Annotated in this window: 15 protein-coding genes and 1 riboswitch; of the genes, 5 read left to right on the forward strand and 10 right to left on the reverse strand. The window is 70.8% G+C overall.

Annotated elements, in window-relative coordinates:
- The first annotated feature begins 47 nt into the window (after window positions 1-47).
- Window positions 48-130, forward strand: a riboswitch (ZMP/ZTP riboswitch).
- Window positions 131-148: 18 nt separating this feature from the next.
- On the forward strand, window positions 149-1,414 hold the full coding sequence (locus FB559_RS34630) for a serine hydroxymethyltransferase (protein ID WP_141961136.1): 1,266 nt from the start codon (window positions 149-151) through the stop codon (window positions 1,412-1,414).
- A 163-nt stretch (window positions 1,415-1,577) separates the two neighbouring features.
- On the opposite strand, the gene FB559_RS34635 is transcribed toward FB559_RS34630, so the two are convergent.
- Together FB559_RS34635 and FB559_RS34640 are read right to left on the reverse strand one after the other, a co-directional pair.
- Entirely contained in the window at window positions 1,578-1,979 is a 402-nt protein-coding gene (locus FB559_RS34635) for an NUDIX hydrolase (RefSeq protein WP_141961137.1), read from the reverse strand.
- Between the two features lie 75 nt (window positions 1,980-2,054).
- Entirely contained in the window at window positions 2,055-2,663 is a 609-nt protein-coding gene (locus tag FB559_RS34640) for a carboxymuconolactone decarboxylase family protein (protein WP_246122316.1), read from the reverse strand.
- Window positions 2,664-2,795: 132 nt separating this feature from the next.
- On the opposite strand from FB559_RS34640, the gene FB559_RS34645 reads away from it, so the two are divergent.
- Complete coding sequence (locus FB559_RS34645; RefSeq protein WP_141961139.1) at window positions 2,796-3,419, forward strand: ATP-dependent Clp protease proteolytic subunit; 624 nt, start codon at window positions 2,796-2,798, stop codon at window positions 3,417-3,419.
- A 7-nt stretch (window positions 3,420-3,426) separates the two neighbouring features.
- On the opposite strand, the gene FB559_RS34650 is transcribed toward FB559_RS34645, so the two are convergent.
- Window positions 3,427-4,113: a (2Fe-2S)-binding protein gene (locus tag FB559_RS34650; protein WP_141961140.1), complete on the reverse strand. Its 687-nt coding sequence runs from the start codon at window positions 4,111-4,113 to the stop codon at window positions 3,427-3,429.
- Window positions 4,114-4,168: 55 nt separating this feature from the next.
- On the opposite strand from FB559_RS34650, the gene FB559_RS34655 reads away from it, so the two are divergent.
- Entirely contained in the window at window positions 4,169-4,912 is a 744-nt protein-coding gene (locus FB559_RS34655) for a class I SAM-dependent methyltransferase (protein WP_141961141.1), read from the forward strand.
- A gap of 5 nt (window positions 4,913-4,917) precedes the next feature.
- Here FB559_RS34655 and FB559_RS34660 read toward each other — a convergent pair whose 3' ends face one another.
- From FB559_RS34660 to tkt, 7 genes are all read right to left on the reverse strand, one after another.
- The gene (locus FB559_RS34660; protein ID WP_141961142.1) at window positions 4,918-6,051 is read right to left on the reverse strand and encodes a glutathione-independent formaldehyde dehydrogenase; all 1,134 of its coding nucleotides are present in this window, start codon (window positions 6,049-6,051) and stop codon (window positions 4,918-4,920) included.
- A gap of 42 nt (window positions 6,052-6,093) precedes the next feature.
- Window positions 6,094-6,867: a 6-phosphogluconolactonase gene (gene pgl / locus FB559_RS34665; RefSeq protein ID WP_141961143.1), complete on the reverse strand. Its 774-nt coding sequence runs from the start codon at window positions 6,865-6,867 to the stop codon at window positions 6,094-6,096.
- Window positions 6,864-7,826, reverse strand: coding sequence for a glucose-6-phosphate dehydrogenase assembly protein OpcA (locus tag FB559_RS34670; protein ID WP_141961144.1), 963 nt, complete (start codon window positions 7,824-7,826; stop codon window positions 6,864-6,866). Before FB559_RS34670 ends, pgl begins: the two co-directional genes overlap by 4 nt.
- A 2-nt stretch (window positions 7,827-7,828) precedes the next feature.
- Window positions 7,829-9,364 carry a glucose-6-phosphate dehydrogenase gene (gene zwf, locus FB559_RS34675; protein WP_141961145.1) on the reverse strand — a complete coding sequence of 512 codons (1,536 nt, stop codon included), beginning with the start codon at window positions 9,362-9,364 and terminating at the stop codon, window positions 7,829-7,831.
- A 392-nt stretch (window positions 9,365-9,756) separates the two neighbouring features.
- On the reverse strand, window positions 9,757-11,373 hold the full coding sequence (locus FB559_RS34680) for a glucose-6-phosphate isomerase (protein ID WP_185792541.1): 1,617 nt from the start codon (window positions 11,371-11,373) through the stop codon (window positions 9,757-9,759).
- Window positions 11,374-11,440: 67 nt separating this feature from the next.
- Window positions 11,441-12,541, reverse strand: a complete 1,101-nt coding sequence (gene tal, locus FB559_RS34685; protein WP_141961146.1) for a transaldolase — start codon at window positions 12,539-12,541, stop codon at window positions 11,441-11,443.
- Window positions 12,542-12,550: 9 nt separating this feature from the next.
- Complete coding sequence (gene tkt / locus FB559_RS34690) at window positions 12,551-14,671, reverse strand: transketolase (protein WP_141961147.1); 2,121 nt, start codon at window positions 14,669-14,671, stop codon at window positions 12,551-12,553.
- 370 nt (window positions 14,672-15,041) lie between these two features.
- On the opposite strand from tkt, the gene FB559_RS34695 reads away from it, so the two are divergent.
- Together FB559_RS34695 and FB559_RS34700 are read left to right on the forward strand one after the other, a co-directional pair.
- A complete protein-coding gene (locus FB559_RS34695) occupies window positions 15,042-15,986 on the forward strand; it encodes a heme o synthase (protein ID WP_141961148.1) in 945 nt (314 codons plus the stop codon).
- Between the two features lie 16 nt (window positions 15,987-16,002).
- The gene (locus tag FB559_RS34700; protein WP_141961149.1) at window positions 16,003-17,238 is read left to right on the forward strand and encodes a PrsW family intramembrane metalloprotease; all 1,236 of its coding nucleotides are present in this window, start codon (window positions 16,003-16,005) and stop codon (window positions 17,236-17,238) included.
- Window positions 17,239-17,338 lie beyond the last annotated feature (100 nt).

The following is a 17,338-nucleotide window of genomic DNA, read 5'->3' on the forward strand; positions in this document are numbered from 1 at the left end:
CCGGAGCCGCCGATTCGAGGACCGGAGACCCGCGGTCCGGCTAACATGGGTGACCTTGCGACTGGCGCATCGAGGTGGAGCTCACCACCGGGGAGCGACGAGTACGGCACCGCGCGCCTGGGTGCCGCTCCTGTCGAGGAGTTCTCCCATGCACCAGCCGTCTCTTTCTCATCTCAGCGCCACCGACCCTGACCTCGCCGCCCTGGTCGAGGCGGAGGCCACGCGCCAGCACGACAAGATCCGGCTCATCGCGTCGGAGAACTACGTCTCGCCCGCCGTGCTGGAGGCCACCGGCTCGGTCCTCACCAACAAGTACTCCGAGGGCTACCCGGGCAAGCGCTACTACGAGGGCCAGCAGCTCGTGGACCCGATCGAGGAGCTCGCACAGGAGCGTGCGCGTACCCTCTTCGGCGTCCCGCACGCGAACGTCCAGCCCTACTCCGGCTCGCCCGCCAACCTCGCCGTGTACCTGGCCTTCATGAAGCCGGGAGACACCTTCATGTCGCTCGAACTCGCCCACGGCGGTCACCTGACGCACGGGTCGCCGGTGTCCATCACCGGCAAGTGGCTGCGCCCGGTGCACTACGGCGTCGGCCGCCAGACCGGCCGCGTCGACATGGACGAGGTACGCGACATCGCGCGCAAGGAGAGCCCGAAGGTCATCTTCTGCGGCGGCACGGCGATTCCGCGCACGATCGACTTCCCGGCGTTCGCCGAGATCGCCCGCGAGACCGGTGCCGTACTCGCCGCCGACATCGCGCACATCGCCGGCCTCGTCGCCGGGGGAGCGCATCCGTCTCCGGCCGGGTACGCCGACGTCATCACCACCACGACGCACAAGACGCTGCGCGGCCCGCGTGGCGCCATGATCCTGACGACCGAGGAGCACGCGACCGCCATCGACAAGGCGATCTTCCCCGGCCTGCAGGGCGGCCCGCACAACCACACGACCGCCGCGATCGCCGTGGCGCTCAAGGAGGCGGCGGAGCCGGGCTTCCGCGACTACGCGCGGCGGATCGTCGCGAACGCCGGCGCCCTGGCCACCGCGCTCACCGAGCGCGGCTTCGACCTCGTCTCCGGCGGCACCGACAACCACCTGATCCTCATCGACCTGACGAACAGGGGGATCGGCGGCAAGCCGGCCGCCAAGGCGCTCGACCTGGCCGGCATCGAGCTGAACTTCAACACCGTGCCCTTCGACCCGCGCAAGCCCTGGAACCCCTCCGGGATGCGGCTCGGCACCGCCGCCATCACGACCCGCGGCCTCACCGAGGAGCACATGGCGTCGGTCGCCGAGTGGATCGACCGCGCGGTCACGGCGGCGGAGGACCGGCCCGCCCTCGACCGGATCGCGGCGGAGATCCAGGACCTCCTGAACGGCTTCCCGATGCCCGGCTGGTCCGCCGCCCGCTGAGACACCCGTACGTGCGGGTGGAGGGTGAACCGGCCCTCCACCCGCCGTGTCAGCGTTACCGCATGGACGTCGGCCCACATGGCGTACCCGGCCGTGAGAGCGGCGCGCCCTGGGCGTCCGCCGCCCGCGGTGAGCAGCTGTCACTGGGTTCGCTGGGCCAGGATCAGTGGAGTTGGCCGGTTCGGTGCAGGTGGTCGAAGATGATCTGGTCGACGGGAGACACGTGGTCGCGGTCGCGGTAGGAGAGCCAGGTGAGTTCTTCGATCTCGCTGCTGGCGACCGGTGTTCCGTGGTGGTCGGCGGTGTAGCAGGTCATCTGGACGGTGACGCCGTCGGCGTGGCCGTGTGCCTGGGCCTGGAACGTGCCCAGATGCCTGGCCGTGGCGGAGATGATGGTGACGGCGAGTTCCTCGTCTATCTCACGGGCGAGGGTGTCGATGTCGGTTTCGCCGGGCTCTCGTTTTCCGCCGGGGAGGTAGTAGACGTCCTTGCCGCGTGAGCGGGTGCTGAGGATCTTGCCGGCTTCCAGGTGGATCCAGGCGATCTTGTCGATGGTCGTGGTCATTGTTGTTCTCCGTTGACGTGCGCGCCGTCGGCCCGCAGGCAGACGTAGTCGCCGGTCGCGTGCGGCATAGGCGCGCTACGAAGCCGGGCCGGGCTCCCAGGGCGGCGGCGTCTCGCCGCCGGGCAGGCCGACGCGGAACACCCGCAGCTGCAGGGCCAGTGCGGAGTAGTAACCGACGAGCGTCACCAGTTCGACCACGGCGGCGCGGCCGAGGGACGCGGTGGCCTCGGTGAACATCGAGGCGCTCAGGTCGCCGTCCGCGGCGAGCGCACGCGCCACCTCGTGGACGATGCGTTCGCGCGCGTCGGCCAGTACCGGGTCCGCGCCCGTGCGCAGTGCGGTCAGCTCGGCGTCGGTCAGGCCGGCCCGGCGGCCGATCCGCTCGTGGGCGTACCACTCATAGTCCGAACGGAGCCGTGCGGCCACGACCAGCGTCGCGATCTCCCGCTCTCGCTTGGTGAAGCTCGTACGGAAGCGCAGCGCGGCGCCGAGCTCCTGCAGGGGCCCGCCGACGACCGGGCTGTGCAGCATCGCGTTGAACGGGCCCAGCAGCCGGCCTTCGTCATCCAGGAAGGAGAAGACGTTCGCCGGGCGTGGTCCGCCCACGATCGCCCGATAGACATCACGCTGCTCGTCGTTCAGCTCGTCCGGGTGGAGGGAGGGGAGACGCGGCTCGTCGATCACGGACAGCACCGTATCGAGCCCGCGGTGGCACGTGTCCTCCGGCGCTCCGAATCCGCCCTCGGCGAAGCCGCGTAGGGATCAGGGCCCCGCCGGGACTATCGTCGGGAACGGAGTCCGCGAGGGGATGGTCGTATGACAATGCCGTCGTTTCCGCCCGAGTTCCCGCATGAGCCGTCGCGAGGTGACCCCCGTGACGAGCCGCCACGGGGCATGCCCGCCACGCCGAGCGCCGCCGACCTGCTGTTCGACCGGCGCATCGTGGTGGCGAACGGCCGGATCGAGGGGGACCTGGCCATCGACCTGTCGGCCAGGCTGATCATGCTCGACGGGACCGGCGACGGGCCCATCGCCCTGCACCTGCGCGCTCCCGACGCCGACCTGGAGGCCGCGTTCGCCGTCGCGGACACCATGGGCGTCCTCTCGTGCCCGGTCGACGTCCTCGTGATCGGCCAGGCGGGCGGCCCCGCCCTGGCGATCCTCACCGCCGCCCGGCACCGCGAGATGACCCCGCACGCGACGCTCCTGCTGACCGAGCCGCGCACGCGCGCCGAGGGGCCGGCCTCCGACGTCGCGATCCACGAGGAGGAGCACCGCCGCAAGGTGGACGCCTTCTACGTCCGGCTGGCCGAGATCACCGGCCGTGAGGCCGACGAGATCCGCGAGGACGCGCGGCAGGGCCGGATGCTCACGGCCGAGCAGGCACGCGACTACGGCCTCATCCACGACATCGCCGGCACACCGCCGCCCCGCACGTAGCCAGGGGTCACAGCAGGGCGCAGTCGCCGCACAGGCCCCCACCGGGCACCCGGTAGTACAGGCAGCAGCTGCGGCGGCGGAAGCCGAACGGGCCCAGCGCGCCGGTGTCCTCGAGCGGCGGCAGGTCCAGCAGGTCCCCGACGAGCCGGGAGGCCGCCTCCGAAGACCCCGGCCTCGCCCGTACCAGGACGGCCAGCGCGCCGGTCAGGGCCGAGGCGGCATTGCCCCACAGCAGGCCCTCCGCGACCGGTGTCACCGCGCGTACGGCCTCGGCCAGCGGGCGCAGGTGGCGTTCGACCACCACCCGGCGTACGGCGGTGGCGTCCGCGGGCAGCCCGCGAGCCTCCGGCGCCGACAGCAGCACCGGCCCCGGCGACATCGCGCGCCAGTACAGGTGAGCCGGGTCCAGGTCCGGCACCACGCCGTGCGCGGCCGCGACGGCCAGGACCGGTGACCACAGGCGACCCGCGATGCCCTGGAACAACAGTGACGCGGCCACGCGTGCCTCGTCGGTGCCGAGCCGGCTGCGTACCGCCGCGATCTGGTCGGGCAGGGCACGGCCGCACAACGCGGTGAACGGCCGCCACAGCGGATGATCGGCGGTGTCCGGATCGGTGTCCATGGCGAAGAACGGCCCCACACCCGCCACGTCGGCGAGTGCGGCGCCGACGCTCAGTCCCCGGTCCGGCTCCATCGGCGCCGAGCCTGCCCGGTACGGCGCATCCGGTCAACTCTGCGACGATTGAGCGGTGATCTATGACCATCCGCGGGCGTACGAGCTGGCCTGCTCGTTCCGTGACGTGAGCGCCGAGGTGGACGCCCTGCGGAGCTGGGCGGGTGAGTCGCGCGACGTCCTCGAGCTCGCCGCGGGCCCGGCCGAGCACGCACGGGAGTTCGCCCGCCGGGGCGTGCCGGCCACCGCCCTCGACCTCAGCCCGGCGATGTGCGCGTACGCGCGTGAGCGTGGGAGCGGACTGCCCCTGGAGGTGGTCCAGGCCGACATGACCGGGTTCCGGCTCGGCCGCCGCTTCGACCTGGTCATCACGATGCTGGACTCGACCGCGCACCTGATGACGCTGGACGACTTCGTCGCCTACCTGACGTGTGTCCGCGAGCACCTCGCCGGCGGGGGACTCGCGATCATCGAGATGAGCCATCCGGCAGACCGGCTCGGTGACACGCCGCGGGTCTCGAACGCCTGGACGGTCGAGAAGGACGGCGTGAACGCGCACGTGCGGTGGGGCGAGCCCTGGGACGAGCTGGACCCGATCACCCAGGTCGTCCGCGACCGCGTGACCATCGCGATCGACGGCGGCGAGGTGATCGAGGGGATCGTGCCCTACCGGTTCTGGACCGCGACCGAGCTGACGGCCGCCATCCGTCTCACCGGCGGCCTCACCGTCGAGGCCCAGTACGGGGACTTCGACCCGGAGGTGACGCTCGGCTCACCGCACGCCTGGCGCATGATCACCCTGCTGCGCCGCGCGAGCTGACGCGGTCACGGATGCAGGACCACCTTGGTCCAGCCGTTCTCCCGGGCGTCGAAGTGGCGGTACGCCTCCGGTGCCTCGTCCAGTGACAGCTCGTGGGAGACGACGAAGGACGGCGCGGCCTTGTCGTCCGCGATGAGATCACGCAGGTGGCGGTTGTAGGTCTTGACGTTGCACTGGCCGGTGGCCATCGCCTGGCCCTTCCACCAGAAGTCCCCGAAGTCGAAAAGCATCTCGCCGTGCTTGGAGACCTCGTCGCACGCTCCGGGGTCCTGGGGCAGGAAGACGCCGACGACGCCGAAGGTGCCGGTGGGACGTACCGAGCGGACCAGGTCGTTCAGGGTCATGCTCGGGTGCTCGATGCCGTCGGGGTCGTGGGCCTGGAAGCCCACGCACTCGCACCCCCGGTCGGCGCCTTCGCCGTCGGTCAGGTCGAGCACCTGCTCGACCGGCGGGGCCTTCCGGTCATCGATCGGGATCGCCCCGATCTCCTCGGCGATCCGCAGCCGCTCGGTATGCGCGTCGACCACCATCACGCGGTCGGCGCCCTTGATGAGCGCGGAGTACGCCGCCATGAGCCCCACCGGGCCGGCGCCGTAGATCACGACGGACTCTCCCGGCCGTACGCCCGCCAGGTGGGTCGCGTGGTAGCCGGTCGGGAAGATGTCCGCGCACATCACATAGTCGGTCTCCTTCAGCGCCCTGTCGCTCGGCAGCCGCAGACAGTTGAAGTCACCGTGCGGGACGCGCAGGTACTCGGCCTGCCCGCCGTTGTAGGGGCCCAGCCCGTCGAACCCGTACGCCGCGCCCGCGCCGAAGGGGTTCATGGTGAGGCAGAACGCGGTGAGCCCGCGCTCGCAGTTCTTGCAGTAGCCGCAGCTGACGTTGAAGGGCACGCACACCCGGTCGCCGACCTGGACCTCCTCGACGGCGGCGCCGATCTCGACCACCTTGCCGAGGTTCTCGTGACCGAGGACGCGTCCGGGTTCGAGGCCGGTACGGCCCTCGTACATGTGCAGATCCGACCCGCAGATGCCGGTAGTCGTGATCTTGACCAGGACGTCGGTCGCGGCTTCGATCTGAGGGTCGGGTACCCGCTCCACGCGCACGTCGCGTGGCCCGTGAAAGACGACCGCCTTCATTCCCCCACTATGGCACCGGAGTCCGCCCAGCTCACCGGCAGGTCAGGGGGAGGCGGGGCGGGCGATCTCCGCAGGGAGCTCCTTGGCGGCGGCCCGGTCGAGCAGGAACAGCGTGCGCTGGCGGCCGCGGGCGCCGGCGCCGGGCACCTGCACCGGGCCGGCGTCGGACAGGGCGAGCCGGACGGCCTTGGCCTTCGACTCACCGGCCGCGATGATCCACACCTCGCGTGCCGTCTGGATCGCCGGCAGCGTGAGGGTCACGCGGTTCGGCGGCGGCTTGGGCGCACCGCGTACCGCCACCACCGGGCGGCGCTCGTAGAGCGCCGGCATGCCGGGGAACAGCGACGCCACGTGGGCGTCCGGGCCGAGGCCCAGCATCAGCACGTCGAAGGAGGGGACCTCTCCGTGATCGTCCGGATGGGTCGCCGCCCGGAGCTCGGACGCGTAGAGCTCCGCCGCGTCCTCGGGGCTCAAACCCTCCTCGGCCGCGGGCATCGGGTGCACGCGGCGCTCGTCGACATGCATCCGGTCGAGCAGGACCGCGCGGGCCCCGGTCTCGTTCCGCTCTTCGTGCCCTGCTGGCAGGAAGCGCTCGTCACCCCACCAGATGTCCAGATGGTCCCAGTCCACGGCGGCATGCGCCGGGGTCGCGGCCACCTCGGCCAGGGCGGCGGTGCCAACACCGCCGCCGGTCAGGACGACATGCGCGCCGCCGCGTGCGGACTGGACGTCCACCAGCCGTGTCACCAGCCGCGCCGCGACCGCCTTGGCGAGGATCTCCTGGTCACGGTGGACGACGACGGTCGGGACCGTCACGGCTTTTTCGCCCTCGGCTTCGGCTTCGCGGCCGGCTCCGGTTCGGAGGTCGTCACCTCGGCGGACTTGGCGAAGCGCTCCACGGAGTCGTGGTAGACCTCGTCCGGGTCGAGACGGCGCAGCTCCTCGGCCAGCAGGTCGGCCGTCGACCGCCGCTGCAGCGCCACCTGGCGGTCGGGCTGGTCGTAGCGGGACAGGGTCGCGACCCGGCCGTCCGGCCGCGTGACCGCGATCTCGCCCGCCTTGGTGGCCAGGCGCACGGCCGTGATGCCCGGGCCCGCGGACGGGCTGACGTCGGCGGGTACGCCGAGGCGCTGCGACAGCCAGCCGCCGAGCAGCGCGCCGCTCGGGTTCTCACCCTCGCCCTCGATCTTCACCCCGGTCACGTCGGCGTGCGGCTGGTCGAGCGCGGCGGCGAGCAGAGAACGCCACGGGGTGATCCGGGCCCACGCGAAGTCGGTGTCGCCCGGCCGGTAACCCTTGGCCAGCTGCTTCAGCGTGCCGAGCGGGTCGCTGCCGCCCATCGCGTCGGTCACCCGGCGCTGCGCGAGGCCGCCGAGCGGCTCGTCGCTGGGCTTGGCGGGCGCGCTGCCGGGCCACCAGGTGACGACGGGTGTGTCGGGCACCAGCAGCGGCAGCACGACCGAGTCGGCGTGCTGGGCGAGCTGGCCGTACAGCCGCAGGAGAACGGTCTCACCGGGGCCGGACTCACCGACGCGCACCTCGGCGTCGAAGCGTGACTCGCTCGCGCCGCCGCGGGCGATGACCCCGATGATCCGGCACGGGTGCTCACGCGCGACCTCGGCCGAGGCACGGATCGCGTCGTACTGCGCGGCCTCGTCGGTCACGACGATCAGCGTCAGCACCTTGCCCGTGGCGGGCCCGCCCATCCGGTGCCGCGTCGCGCTCAGCGCCTCCTGGATCTTGCGGGTGGTGGTGTTCGCGAGATCGATGATCATCCTTAGAGTCGCCTCCACGCTCGGCCGTCACGGGCCATCATCTCGTCCGCCACAGTCGGGCCCCAGGTCCCCGAGGGGTAGTCCTGGGGTTCGCCGTGCTTCTCCCAGTACTCCTCGACCGGGTCGAGGATCTTCCAGGACAGCTCGACCTCCTCCTGGCGGGGGAACAGCGGCGGGTCGCCGATCAGCACGTCCAGCAGCAGCCGTTCGTACGCCTCGGGCGAGGATTCGGTGAACGACTCGCCGTAGTCGAAGTCCATGTTGACGTCGCGCACCTCCATCGAGGTGCCCGGGACCTTCGAGCCGAAGCGCAGGGTCACGCCCTCGTCCGGCTGCACCCTGATGATCAGGGCGTTCTGGCCGAGCTCTTCGGTGTCGGTCTGCGAGAACGGCAGGTGCGGGGCCTTCTGGAACATCAGCGCCACCTCGGTGGCGCGCCGCGGCAGCCGCTTGCCGGTCCGCAGGTAGAACGGCACGCCCGCCCAGCGGCGCGTGTCGATGTCCAGCCGCATCGCCGCGTAGGTGTCCGTGCGTGAGCCGCGCGCGATGCCCTCCTCCTCGCGGAAACCGGGCACCTTCACACCGCCCTGCCAGCCCGCGGCGTACTGGCCGCGCACCGTGTAGGTGTCCAGGTCGGGGGGCAGCCGGACGGCCGAGAGGATCTTCGCCTTCTCCGCGCGCACGGACTCGGCGTCGAAGGAGACCGGCTCCTCCATCGCGGTCAGCGCGAGGAGCTGGAGCAGGTGGTTCTGGATCACGTCACGGGCCGCGCCGATGCCGTCGAAGTAGCCGGCACGGCCGCCGATGCCGATGTCCTCGGCCATCGTGATCTGCACGTGGTCGACGTAGGAGCGGTTCCAGATCGGCTCGTACAGCGTGTTGGCGAAGCGCAGGGCCAGGATGTTCTGCACCGTCTCCTTACCGAGGTAGTGGTCGATCCGGAAGATCGACTCCTCGGGGAAGACCTCGTGCAGGATGTGGTTCAACTCCTGGGCACTGGCCAGGTCGTGACCGAACGGCTTTTCGATCACCACGCGCCGCCAGGAGTCCTCCGACGGCTTCGAGAGGCCGCTGCGCTGCAGCTGCTTGACGACGTCCTGGAAGAACTTCGGCGGGATCGACAGGTAGAACGCGTAGTTGCCACCGGTGCCGCGCTTTTCGTCCAGCTCGCGCACCGTCGTGGCCAGCAGCTCGAAGGCCTCGTCGTCGTCGAAGGTGCCGGGCACGAAGTGGATGCCCTCGCTGAGCTGGTTCCAGACCTCCTCGCGGAACGGCGTCCGCGCGTGCTCCTTCACCGCGTCGTGCGCGACCTGCCGGAAGTCCTGATGCTCCCAGTCGCGGCGCGCGAAGCCGACGACCGCGAAACCGGGCGGCAGCAGGCCGCGGTTGGCCAGGTCGTAGATCGCGGGCAGCAGCTTCTTGCGCGCCAGGTCGCCGGTCACCCCGAACAGCACGAGCACACATGGCCCGGCGACGCGCGGCAGACGCTTGTCGCGGGGATCGCGGAGCGGGTTGAGCGCAGTCTCGATCTGCGTCATCGGTTGTCTCCGTCCTGCGTTCCGGCTGGTGCGGTGGGCCAAGTCATGCCCGACATCCCCGTCCTTCCTGGGCAGTGGCGCCCGGCGGACCGGGCCCTGCGGCCGCGGGCGATGCCGCCCGCCGCTCGTGCGTATCCGGCCATCGGCGTCCTGACGGCCCGATGACCACTATCGGGAACCATCATGTCCTGCACGATCTTCCCCCCGTCGGCGAAAACGTACGCCGTCGCGGGCGCCGGCCTTCCGCATTGTTCCATTGTCCAATGCACGTCATATCACCCGACATGACGTGCCTCCCCGATCGTTCCAGTTGCTGTTGGTCTGTGGGCCTGAATACCTGGTAAATGCAACTAAAAGCGGACCAGTCGGGAGGTATGCCGTCGGCCTCCCGGTCAGCCGCCCAGGGCGGACTCCAGCCTTGCCAGGCCGGCCGCGCGGTCGCGCAGGTGCAGCCGCAGGACCGGCAGGCCGCGCGAGCGCAGCGCCCGCAGGTCACCGAACGCCTGGGCGAGCTGCAGCGTGGCCAGAGAGTAGGGGCGGCCGGGTACCTCGAGATCGTCGTCGGCCGCCCCGGTGATCTGCAGGAACACGCCGCCGGCGGGACCGTCCTTGTGGAGTTGCCCGACGGAGTGCAGCAGCCGCGGGCCCCATCCGAACGTCACCTGGGCGTCACGCGCGTCGGCGACCCGCCGGGCGAGCGGTGTCCGCAGCCGGGCCGTCGCGTCACCCTGGTCGAGATAGGCCATGATCGCCAGATAGCCGTGAGAGGGCACCGCGTACGCCAGCGCGTCGAAGACGTCCTGGAGATCCTTGGCGCCGGCCAGCAGCTCCTCGGGGGCGTGCACCTCGACGTCGCCGTCCACCAGTGCCGGCTCGCAGCCGACGATGATGGGTGCCTCGCCGTCCTCCGAACCCCGCAGCAGGCCCGCGACCGAGTCTTCGGACTCGCGTACGGCGGGCCGGTCGAACGGGCTGACGCCGATGACCCGGCACGCGACGGCCGCGGCGTACTCCCACAGCAGGAACTGCGCGCCCAGCGGACCGGACACGGCGAGCCCGACGCCCTCGGCGCGGTCGCCGAGCACCAGCCGGCGTACGTCGGCGCCGAAGCCGAAACCGGGCGCTGTCAGGTCCTCCACGACCACCGGCACGATGCCGGAGCCGTGCTTGCCGGTCGACTCGGCGACCAGTTGTTCGACCCAGCCGCCGAAGGCGTTCAGGCCTGAGCCGTTGTCGGCGATGACGAGCTTGTCGCGGCCGCTCGCGGCCGAGGTGCCCAGCGCGGCGCCGAGCACCAGCCCGGGGTTGTCATAGGCCAGGCCCAGCGCGGGGACCAGCGCCTCGGCCTCGTCGAGCAGCCGCCCCACGTCGACCCCGGCCAGCGCCGCCGGCACCAGCGCGTACGCGCTCAGCGCCCCGAAGCAGCCGTCCAGCTCGGCGTCGGCGGTGACCACCTCGTAGCCGGCCCGCAGCGCCGAGGCCTCCAGCGGAGAACCGGGCGTGGCCACGACGACGACGCGCTCGGCCGGGTCGATGGACGCCTCGCGGAACGCCCGCTCGAAGACGCGGCGGACGCCATCGGTCTCGACCGTCTCCGGACCGGAGACGACCAGGACCGTACGCGAGACACCGAAGTCGAGTGCCCGGCCGACCTGGTGGGGATCGGTCGTGTCGAGCAGCGTCAGGTCCGCGCCGTGGGTACGGGCGATGATCTGCGCGGCCAGCGAGGCGCCGCCCGTACCGGCGAGCACCACGTGGCGCCCGGCGAACCGCGCCGACAGCTCGGCCAGGCGGGGGAGCAGCCGGCGCGACCGCTCGGGTGCGTGCACCCAGCCGAGCCGTCCGGCCGCCTCCTCCGCCACATCAGGACCCCACAGGCTGGAGTTCCCGGCCATGAGAGCGGCGGGAACCCCATCGGCCGCCAGCCGCTCGAGGATGCCGTCGGCCTCGCCGACCGCGTCACCCTGGACGGTTACGGAAACTCCACCGCCACTCACTCGCAAGGTCACAGTGCCTCCTGGTCGACCCCGTCTTTCAGGCTGGTCCTGCCCGTTCGGGGGCGCACCGATACCTCGCCTAGCCGGCCTTGTCCTGCAGCTCGGTCTTGATGGTGTCGAGCAGCTCGATCCAGGACGCCTCGAACTTCTCCACACCCTCCTCCTCCAGGACGCGTACGACGTCGTCGTAGTCGACCCCGGCCTCCTTGAGCGCGGCCATGTGCGCGTGGGCCTCGTCGTAGTGGCCCCGCACGGTGTCGCCGTCGATCCGGCCGTGGTCGGCGACCGAGTCCAGAGTCGCCTCCGGCATCGTGTTGACGGTCTGCGGCGCCACGAGGTCCTCGACGTACATGGTGTCGCGGTAGTCGGGGTTCTTCACACCGGTCGAGGCCCACAGAGGACGCTGCGGCCGGGCGCCGGCGTCCTTCAGCGCGGTCCAGCGGTCCGTCGCGGACTTGTTCTCGAACAGCTCGTACGCCAGGCGTGCGTTGGCGACCCCGGCCTTGCCGAGCAGGTCGGAGTTGCCGAGCTTGTCCAGCCGCTTGTCGATCTCGGTGTCCACGCGGCTGACGAAGAACGACGCGACCGAGTCGATCTTCGACACGTCGTGGCCGTTCGCCCGTGCCTTCTCCAGTCCCTCGAAGAACGCGTCGATGACCTGGCCGTAGCGCTCCAGCGAGAAGATCAGGGTGACGTTCACGCTGATGCCCTCGGCCAGGGTGGCGGTGATCGCCGGCAGGCCGGCGAGCGTCGCCGGGATCTTGATGAAGAGGTTCGGCCGGTCCACCATCCACCACAGGGCCTTGGCCTCGGCGGCGGTCTTTTCGGTGTCATTGGCCAGTCGCGGGTCGACCTCGATCGACACCCGGCCGTCGACGCCGTCGGTGCGGTCGTAGACGGGCCGCAGCACGTCGGCCGCCCAGCGGATGTCGTACGTCGTGATGGACCGTGAGGCCTCCTCGACGTCGACACCGCGGATGGTCAGGTCGCGGACCTGCTCGTCGTAGGCGGACCCCTTGCTCAGGGCCTTGGCGAAGATCGTCGGGTTGGACGTCACGCCGACGACCTGCTTGTCGCGGATCAGGTCCGCGAGGTTGCCGGTACGCAGGCGCTCACGGCTGATGTCGTCCAGCCAGATGGAGACGCCCTCATTCGAGAGCTTCTTCAGGTTGTCGCTCATGTGCTCTCCTCAACTTCCCGTCGTCGAACCATGGCCGGTCACGTTCAGCTTCGTGAGGCTGGCGCGCGCCGCGGTCACGACACGGTCGGCCGTCAGGCCGAACTGCCGGTACAAGGTCTCGTAGTCGGCGGAGGCGCCGAAGTGCTCCAGGCTCACGCTCTCGCCGGCGTCGCCGACGTAGGTGCGCCACCCGAGGGCGATGCCCGCCTCGACGGACACCCGCGCGCGTACGGACGGCGGCAGCACCTGCTGCTTGTACGCCTCGTCCTGCTCCTCGAACCACTCCACGGACGGCATCGAGACCACACGCGTCGGCGTGCCCTCACCCTCGAGGAGCGCACGGGCCTCGACGGCGATCTGCACCTCACTGCCGGTGGCGATCAAGATGACGTCCGGCCGGCCGTTGGACGCGTCGGCCAGGACGTAGCCGCCCTTGGCCGTGCCCTCGGCCGAGGCGAACTCCGAACGGTCCCAGGTCGGGACCTTCTGCCTGGTGAGCGCCAGGCCCGCGGGACGGTCGGTGTTCTCGAGGATCGTCCGCCAGGCGACGGCCGTCTCGTTGGCGTCCGCGGGCCGTACGACGTCCAGTCCCGGGATCGCGCGCAGCGCCCACAGGTGTTCGACCGGCTGGTGCGTCGGCCCGTCCTCGCCGAGCCCGATCGAGTCGTGCGTCCACACATAGGTCACCGGCAGGTGCATCAGCGCCGCCAGGCGTACGGCCGGGCGCATGTAGTCGCTGAAGACCAGGAACGTGCCGCCGTACGGCCGGGTGCCGCCGTGCAGGGCGATGCCGTTCATGATCGAGCCCATGCCGTGCTCACGGATGCCGAAGTGCAGCGTGCGGCCGTAGGGGCCACCCGGGAAGTCCTTGGTCTGGTACTCCTCGGGAATGAAGGACGGCTCGCCCTTCATCGTGGTGTTGTTGCTGCCCGCCAGGTCGGCCGAGCCGCCCCACAGCTCCGGGAGCACCGGCCCGATCGCGGCAAGGACCTCACCGGAGGCCGCGCGGGTCGCGACGCCCTTGCCGGCCTCGAACTCCGGCAGCTTGGCGGTCCAGCCGTCGGGCAGGCGGCGCGCGCGGATGCGGTCGAAGTCCGACGCCCGCTCCGGGTTGGCCTCACGCCAGGACTCATAGCGCTTGTTCCACTGGGCGTGCGCCTCACGGCCGCGCTCGATCACCTTGCGTGCGTGCTCGAGCACGTCGTCGGCGACGTCGAAGGTCTTGTCCGGGTTCAGGCCGAGCACCCGCTTGGTGGCCGCGACCTCGTCGGCGCCGAGTGCCGCGCCGTGCGCCTTGCCGGTGTTCTGCAGCTTGGGCGCCGGCCAGCCGATGATGGTGCGCAGGGAGATCAGCGACGGCCGTCCGGTCTCCTCCCTGGCGGCCAGCAGCGCCTGGTGGAGGGCCTCGGGGTCCTCCTTGTACTCGCCACCGGCGGTCCAGTCGATCCGCTGGACGTGCCAGCCGTACGCCTCGTAGCGCGCGGCGACGTCCTCGGACTTGGCGATCTGGGTGTCGTCCTCGATGGAGATGTGGTTGTCGTCGTAGATGACGATGAGGTTGCCGAGCTTCTGGTGGCCCGCGAGGGAGCTGACCTCGTGGCTGATGCCCTCTTCGATGTCACCGTCGGAGGCGATCGCGTAGATGTGGTGGTCGAACGGGCTGTCGCCGGGGGAGGCGTCCGGGTCGAACAGGCCGCGCTCGCGGCGCGCCGCCATCGCCATGCCGACCGCGTTGCCGAGGCCCTGGCCCAGCGGTCCGGTGGTGGTCTCGACACCGATGGTGTGGCCGTGCTCGGGGTGACCCGGGGTGAGGCTGCCCCACTTGCGGAGCGACCTGAGGTCATCGAGTGTCAGGCCGTAGCCGGACAGGTAGAGCTGGATGTACAGCGTCAGGCTGCTGTGGCCCGCGGACAGCACGAAGCGGTCGCGCCCGGTCCAGCCGGGGTCGGTGGGGTCGTTCTCCAGCAGCCGCTGGAAAAGAAGATAGGCGGCCGGTGCCAGGCTCATCGCGGTCCCGGGATGACCCGAGCCCGCCTCCTCGACGGCGTCCATGGCGAGCGCGCGGACCGTGTCCACGGCCCTGTCGTCCAGCTCGGTCCATGCGAAGGTGTTGTCGGAATCCGTACTCACGAGACGCTCCAGGCTCCTCTCGGCTACATGCATGCCCCCCGCGACCGCCCTCTGGGGCGAAAGAACACCGTGGTCTGGCCACTCTGGGGTCTTCAGCGAGCCTATCGCCCGGAGATATCACCGGATGCGGGAGTCCAGGTTCCTTAACGGCAGGCTTCTCTTCCGCATTTCCCCCGATTCCGCCCTTCAACCCCGCGCCGTACGGTGGGTCGGCCCACCCCGGTGAGGGGGTGTGCGTACACCGGGACTACAGTGATGTCGCGGCCGGTGCCGGTGATGCATAGGGCCCGGAATTAACCCAAGTGGCAGTAAAGATTCGAGGATTAGTCACAGTGCCCCTTCATGTCGCGAACGCGCCGGTGGACGTCCCGTGACGGTGGTCATCAACCGCCCCGTCCGGACGCCTACGCCGGCGGCTCCCGGCCGCCGTCCGCTCGGCGCGCTCCTGCGTGCCTACGTGGCGCTGACGAAGCCCCGGATCATCGAGCTGCTGCTGATCACCACGCTGCCGGTGATGTTCCTCGCCGCCGGAGGCCTCCCGCCGCTGTGGCCGGTCGTCGCGACGCTCACGGGCGGCATGCTCTCGGCCGGCAGCGCCAACGCGCTCAACTGCTACATCGACCGCGACATCGACGCCAAGATGCGCCGTACGCGGCGCAGGCCGCTGCCGATGGTGCAGGTGTCGCCGCGCGAGACCCTGATCTTCGGCACCGTCCTCGCGGTGCTCTCGACGGCCTTCCTCGGCCTGGCGCTCAACTGGCTCGCCGCCGGCATGTCGGTCTTCGCGATCCTGTTCTACGTCTTCGTCTACTCCCTGCTGCTCAAGCGGCGCACCTCCCAGAACGTCGTGTGGGGCGGCATCGCCGGCTGCATGCCCGTCATGATCGGCTGGTCGGCGCTGACCGACAGCCTGTCCTGGACGCCCGTGGTGCTGTTCCTGGTGGTGTTCTTCTGGACGCCGCCGCACACCTGGACGCTCGCCATGCGCTACCGCGACGACTACGCCGCCGCGAACGTCCCGATGCTGCCGGTGGTGGCCACCGAACGCCGCGTGGCGATCGAGGTCATCGTCTACACGTGGGTGACCCTGGCCTGCTCGCTGGCCCTGTGGCCGGTCGCGCACACGACGATCTTCTACCCGATCGTCGCGGCACTGCTCGGCGTGGTCTCTCTCACGGAGGCCTTCCGGCTGCTGGGCCGGGTGCGCGCGGGAGCGACCGGCGCTCTGCTCAAGCCGATGCGCTACTTCCACCTGTCGAACGCCTACCTCGCGCTGCTGTTCCTCGCCGTCGCGATCGACCCGCTCCTCCACTGAGGGTTACTGTCACGGCATGGCGCGTGTTGACCCCAAGGCGGTCCTCGAAGGCCGCATGCCCGGACGAGCACCGCTCGGCCTGATCGTCGGACTCATCGTCTCGTCGCTCTGCGCGCTCATCGTGCTGGGCATCGACGCGCTCAACGGTGCTCCCTTCATCATCGGGTTCATCCTGGCGATCCTGCCGGTGCCGCTGCTCATCTCCCTGGTGCTCATGCTGGACCGGCTCGAACCCGAACCCTGGCGCGCCCTGGTGTTCGCCTTCATGTGGGGCGCGGGCGTCGCCGTGCTGGGGGCGCTGTTGCTCAACACCGCCGGCTATGAGCTGCTGACCAAACCGGTCTTCGGCGACCGCGGGGAGCTTGTCACCGCCTCCATCGGCGCCCCGCTGGTCGAGGAGTCGCTCAAGGGCGCCGTGCTGTTCGGGTTCCTGTGGTTCCGCCGCCACGAGCTCGACGGCCTGACCGACGGCATCATCTACGCCGCCATGGTCGCGCTCGGCTTCGCGATGATGGAGAACATCGGCTACTACATGCGGGCGATCGACCAGCACAACCTCGAGGCCGTGTTCATCATGCGCGGGCTGATCTCCCCGTTCGGGCATCCGCTCTTCACCTCGATGACCGGGCTCGGGGTGGCGTACGCGGCGTTGCACCGTGGCGCCGCGCGCGTCGCCGCGCCCATCGCGGGCCTGTGCGGGGCGATGATCCTGCACGGCGCCTGGAACTTCTCGACCGCCTTCGGCCTCAAGGGCCTGACCGTCGCGTACGGCATAGATTTTTGCATCCTGGTCGGCCTGATCGTCATCGTGACCCACGAGCGGCGCCAGACCGTACGCCTCATCCGGCTGCATCTGCCGATGTACGCCTCGACCGGCCTCGTCACGCCGCAGGACGTCCACATGCTCGGCAACATCGGGTTGCGGCGCCGGGCCCGGCAGTGGGCCCGGATGGCCGGGGGCAACGGCGCCGCCCGCGCGATGGGCGACTACCAGCTGGCGGCGACCGAGCTCGCGCTGCTCCACCAGCGCGCCGAGCGCGGGGTGGCGGAGCCGGCCTGGTTCTACCGACGCCGGCTCGACCTGATGAACCTCATGCACGTGGCGCGTCAGGCCTTCCAGCTGCGGCCGACCCGCCCCCTCAGCCCGCCGTGGGCCGGGCCGGACCAGTCGGGCTTCCTGCAGCCGGGTCCCTCCTTCGGCCCGCCGCCTCCCGGCCCCTTCCGGCCGCAGGGCCCCTACGGCCCCGGCTGAGGCACGGCAGATCGCTCACCAGGCACCTTTACCGGCGTTCCGGCGCGGCGACCGGCGCAGGTGGCTTCCGTGCTGCGTATTGGCCGGTACCGGCCCTTGA

It is taken from the genome of Actinoallomurus bryophytorum (assembly GCF_006716425.1).
In the GTDB taxonomy this organism is placed as follows: Bacteria; Actinomycetota; Actinomycetes; order Streptosporangiales; family Streptosporangiaceae; genus Actinoallomurus; species Actinoallomurus bryophytorum.

Bases quoted from the DNA above. Each gene is read 5' to 3' on its own strand.
- FB559_RS34630 (WP_141961136.1), top strand. From the start codon at position 149: ATGCACCAGCCGTCTCTTTCTCATCTCAGCGCCACCGACCCTGACCTC.
- FB559_RS34635 (WP_141961137.1), bottom strand. From the start codon at position 1,979: ATGACCACGACCATCGACAAGATCGCCTGGATCCACCTGGAAGCCGGC.
- FB559_RS34645 (WP_141961139.1), top strand. From the start codon at position 2,796: ATGACAATGCCGTCGTTTCCGCCCGAGTTCCCGCATGAGCCGTCGCGA.
- FB559_RS34650 (WP_141961140.1), bottom strand. From the start codon at position 4,113: ATGGAGCCGGACCGGGGACTGAGCGTCGGCGCCGCACTCGCCGACGTG.
- FB559_RS34660 (WP_141961142.1), bottom strand. From the start codon at position 6,051: ATGAAGGCGGTCGTCTTTCACGGGCCACGCGACGTGCGCGTGGAGCGG.
- FB559_RS34670 (WP_141961144.1), bottom strand. From the start codon at position 7,826: ATGATCATCGATCTCGCGAACACCACCACCCGCAAGATCCAGGAGGCG.
- zwf (WP_141961145.1), bottom strand. From the start codon at position 9,364: ATGACGCAGATCGAGACTGCGCTCAACCCGCTCCGCGATCCCCGCGAC.
- tal (WP_141961146.1), bottom strand. From the start codon at position 12,541: ATGAGCGACAACCTGAAGAAGCTCTCGAATGAGGGCGTCTCCATCTGG.
- FB559_RS34700 (WP_141961149.1), top strand. From the start codon at position 16,003: ATGGCGCGTGTTGACCCCAAGGCGGTCCTCGAAGGCCGCATGCCCGGA.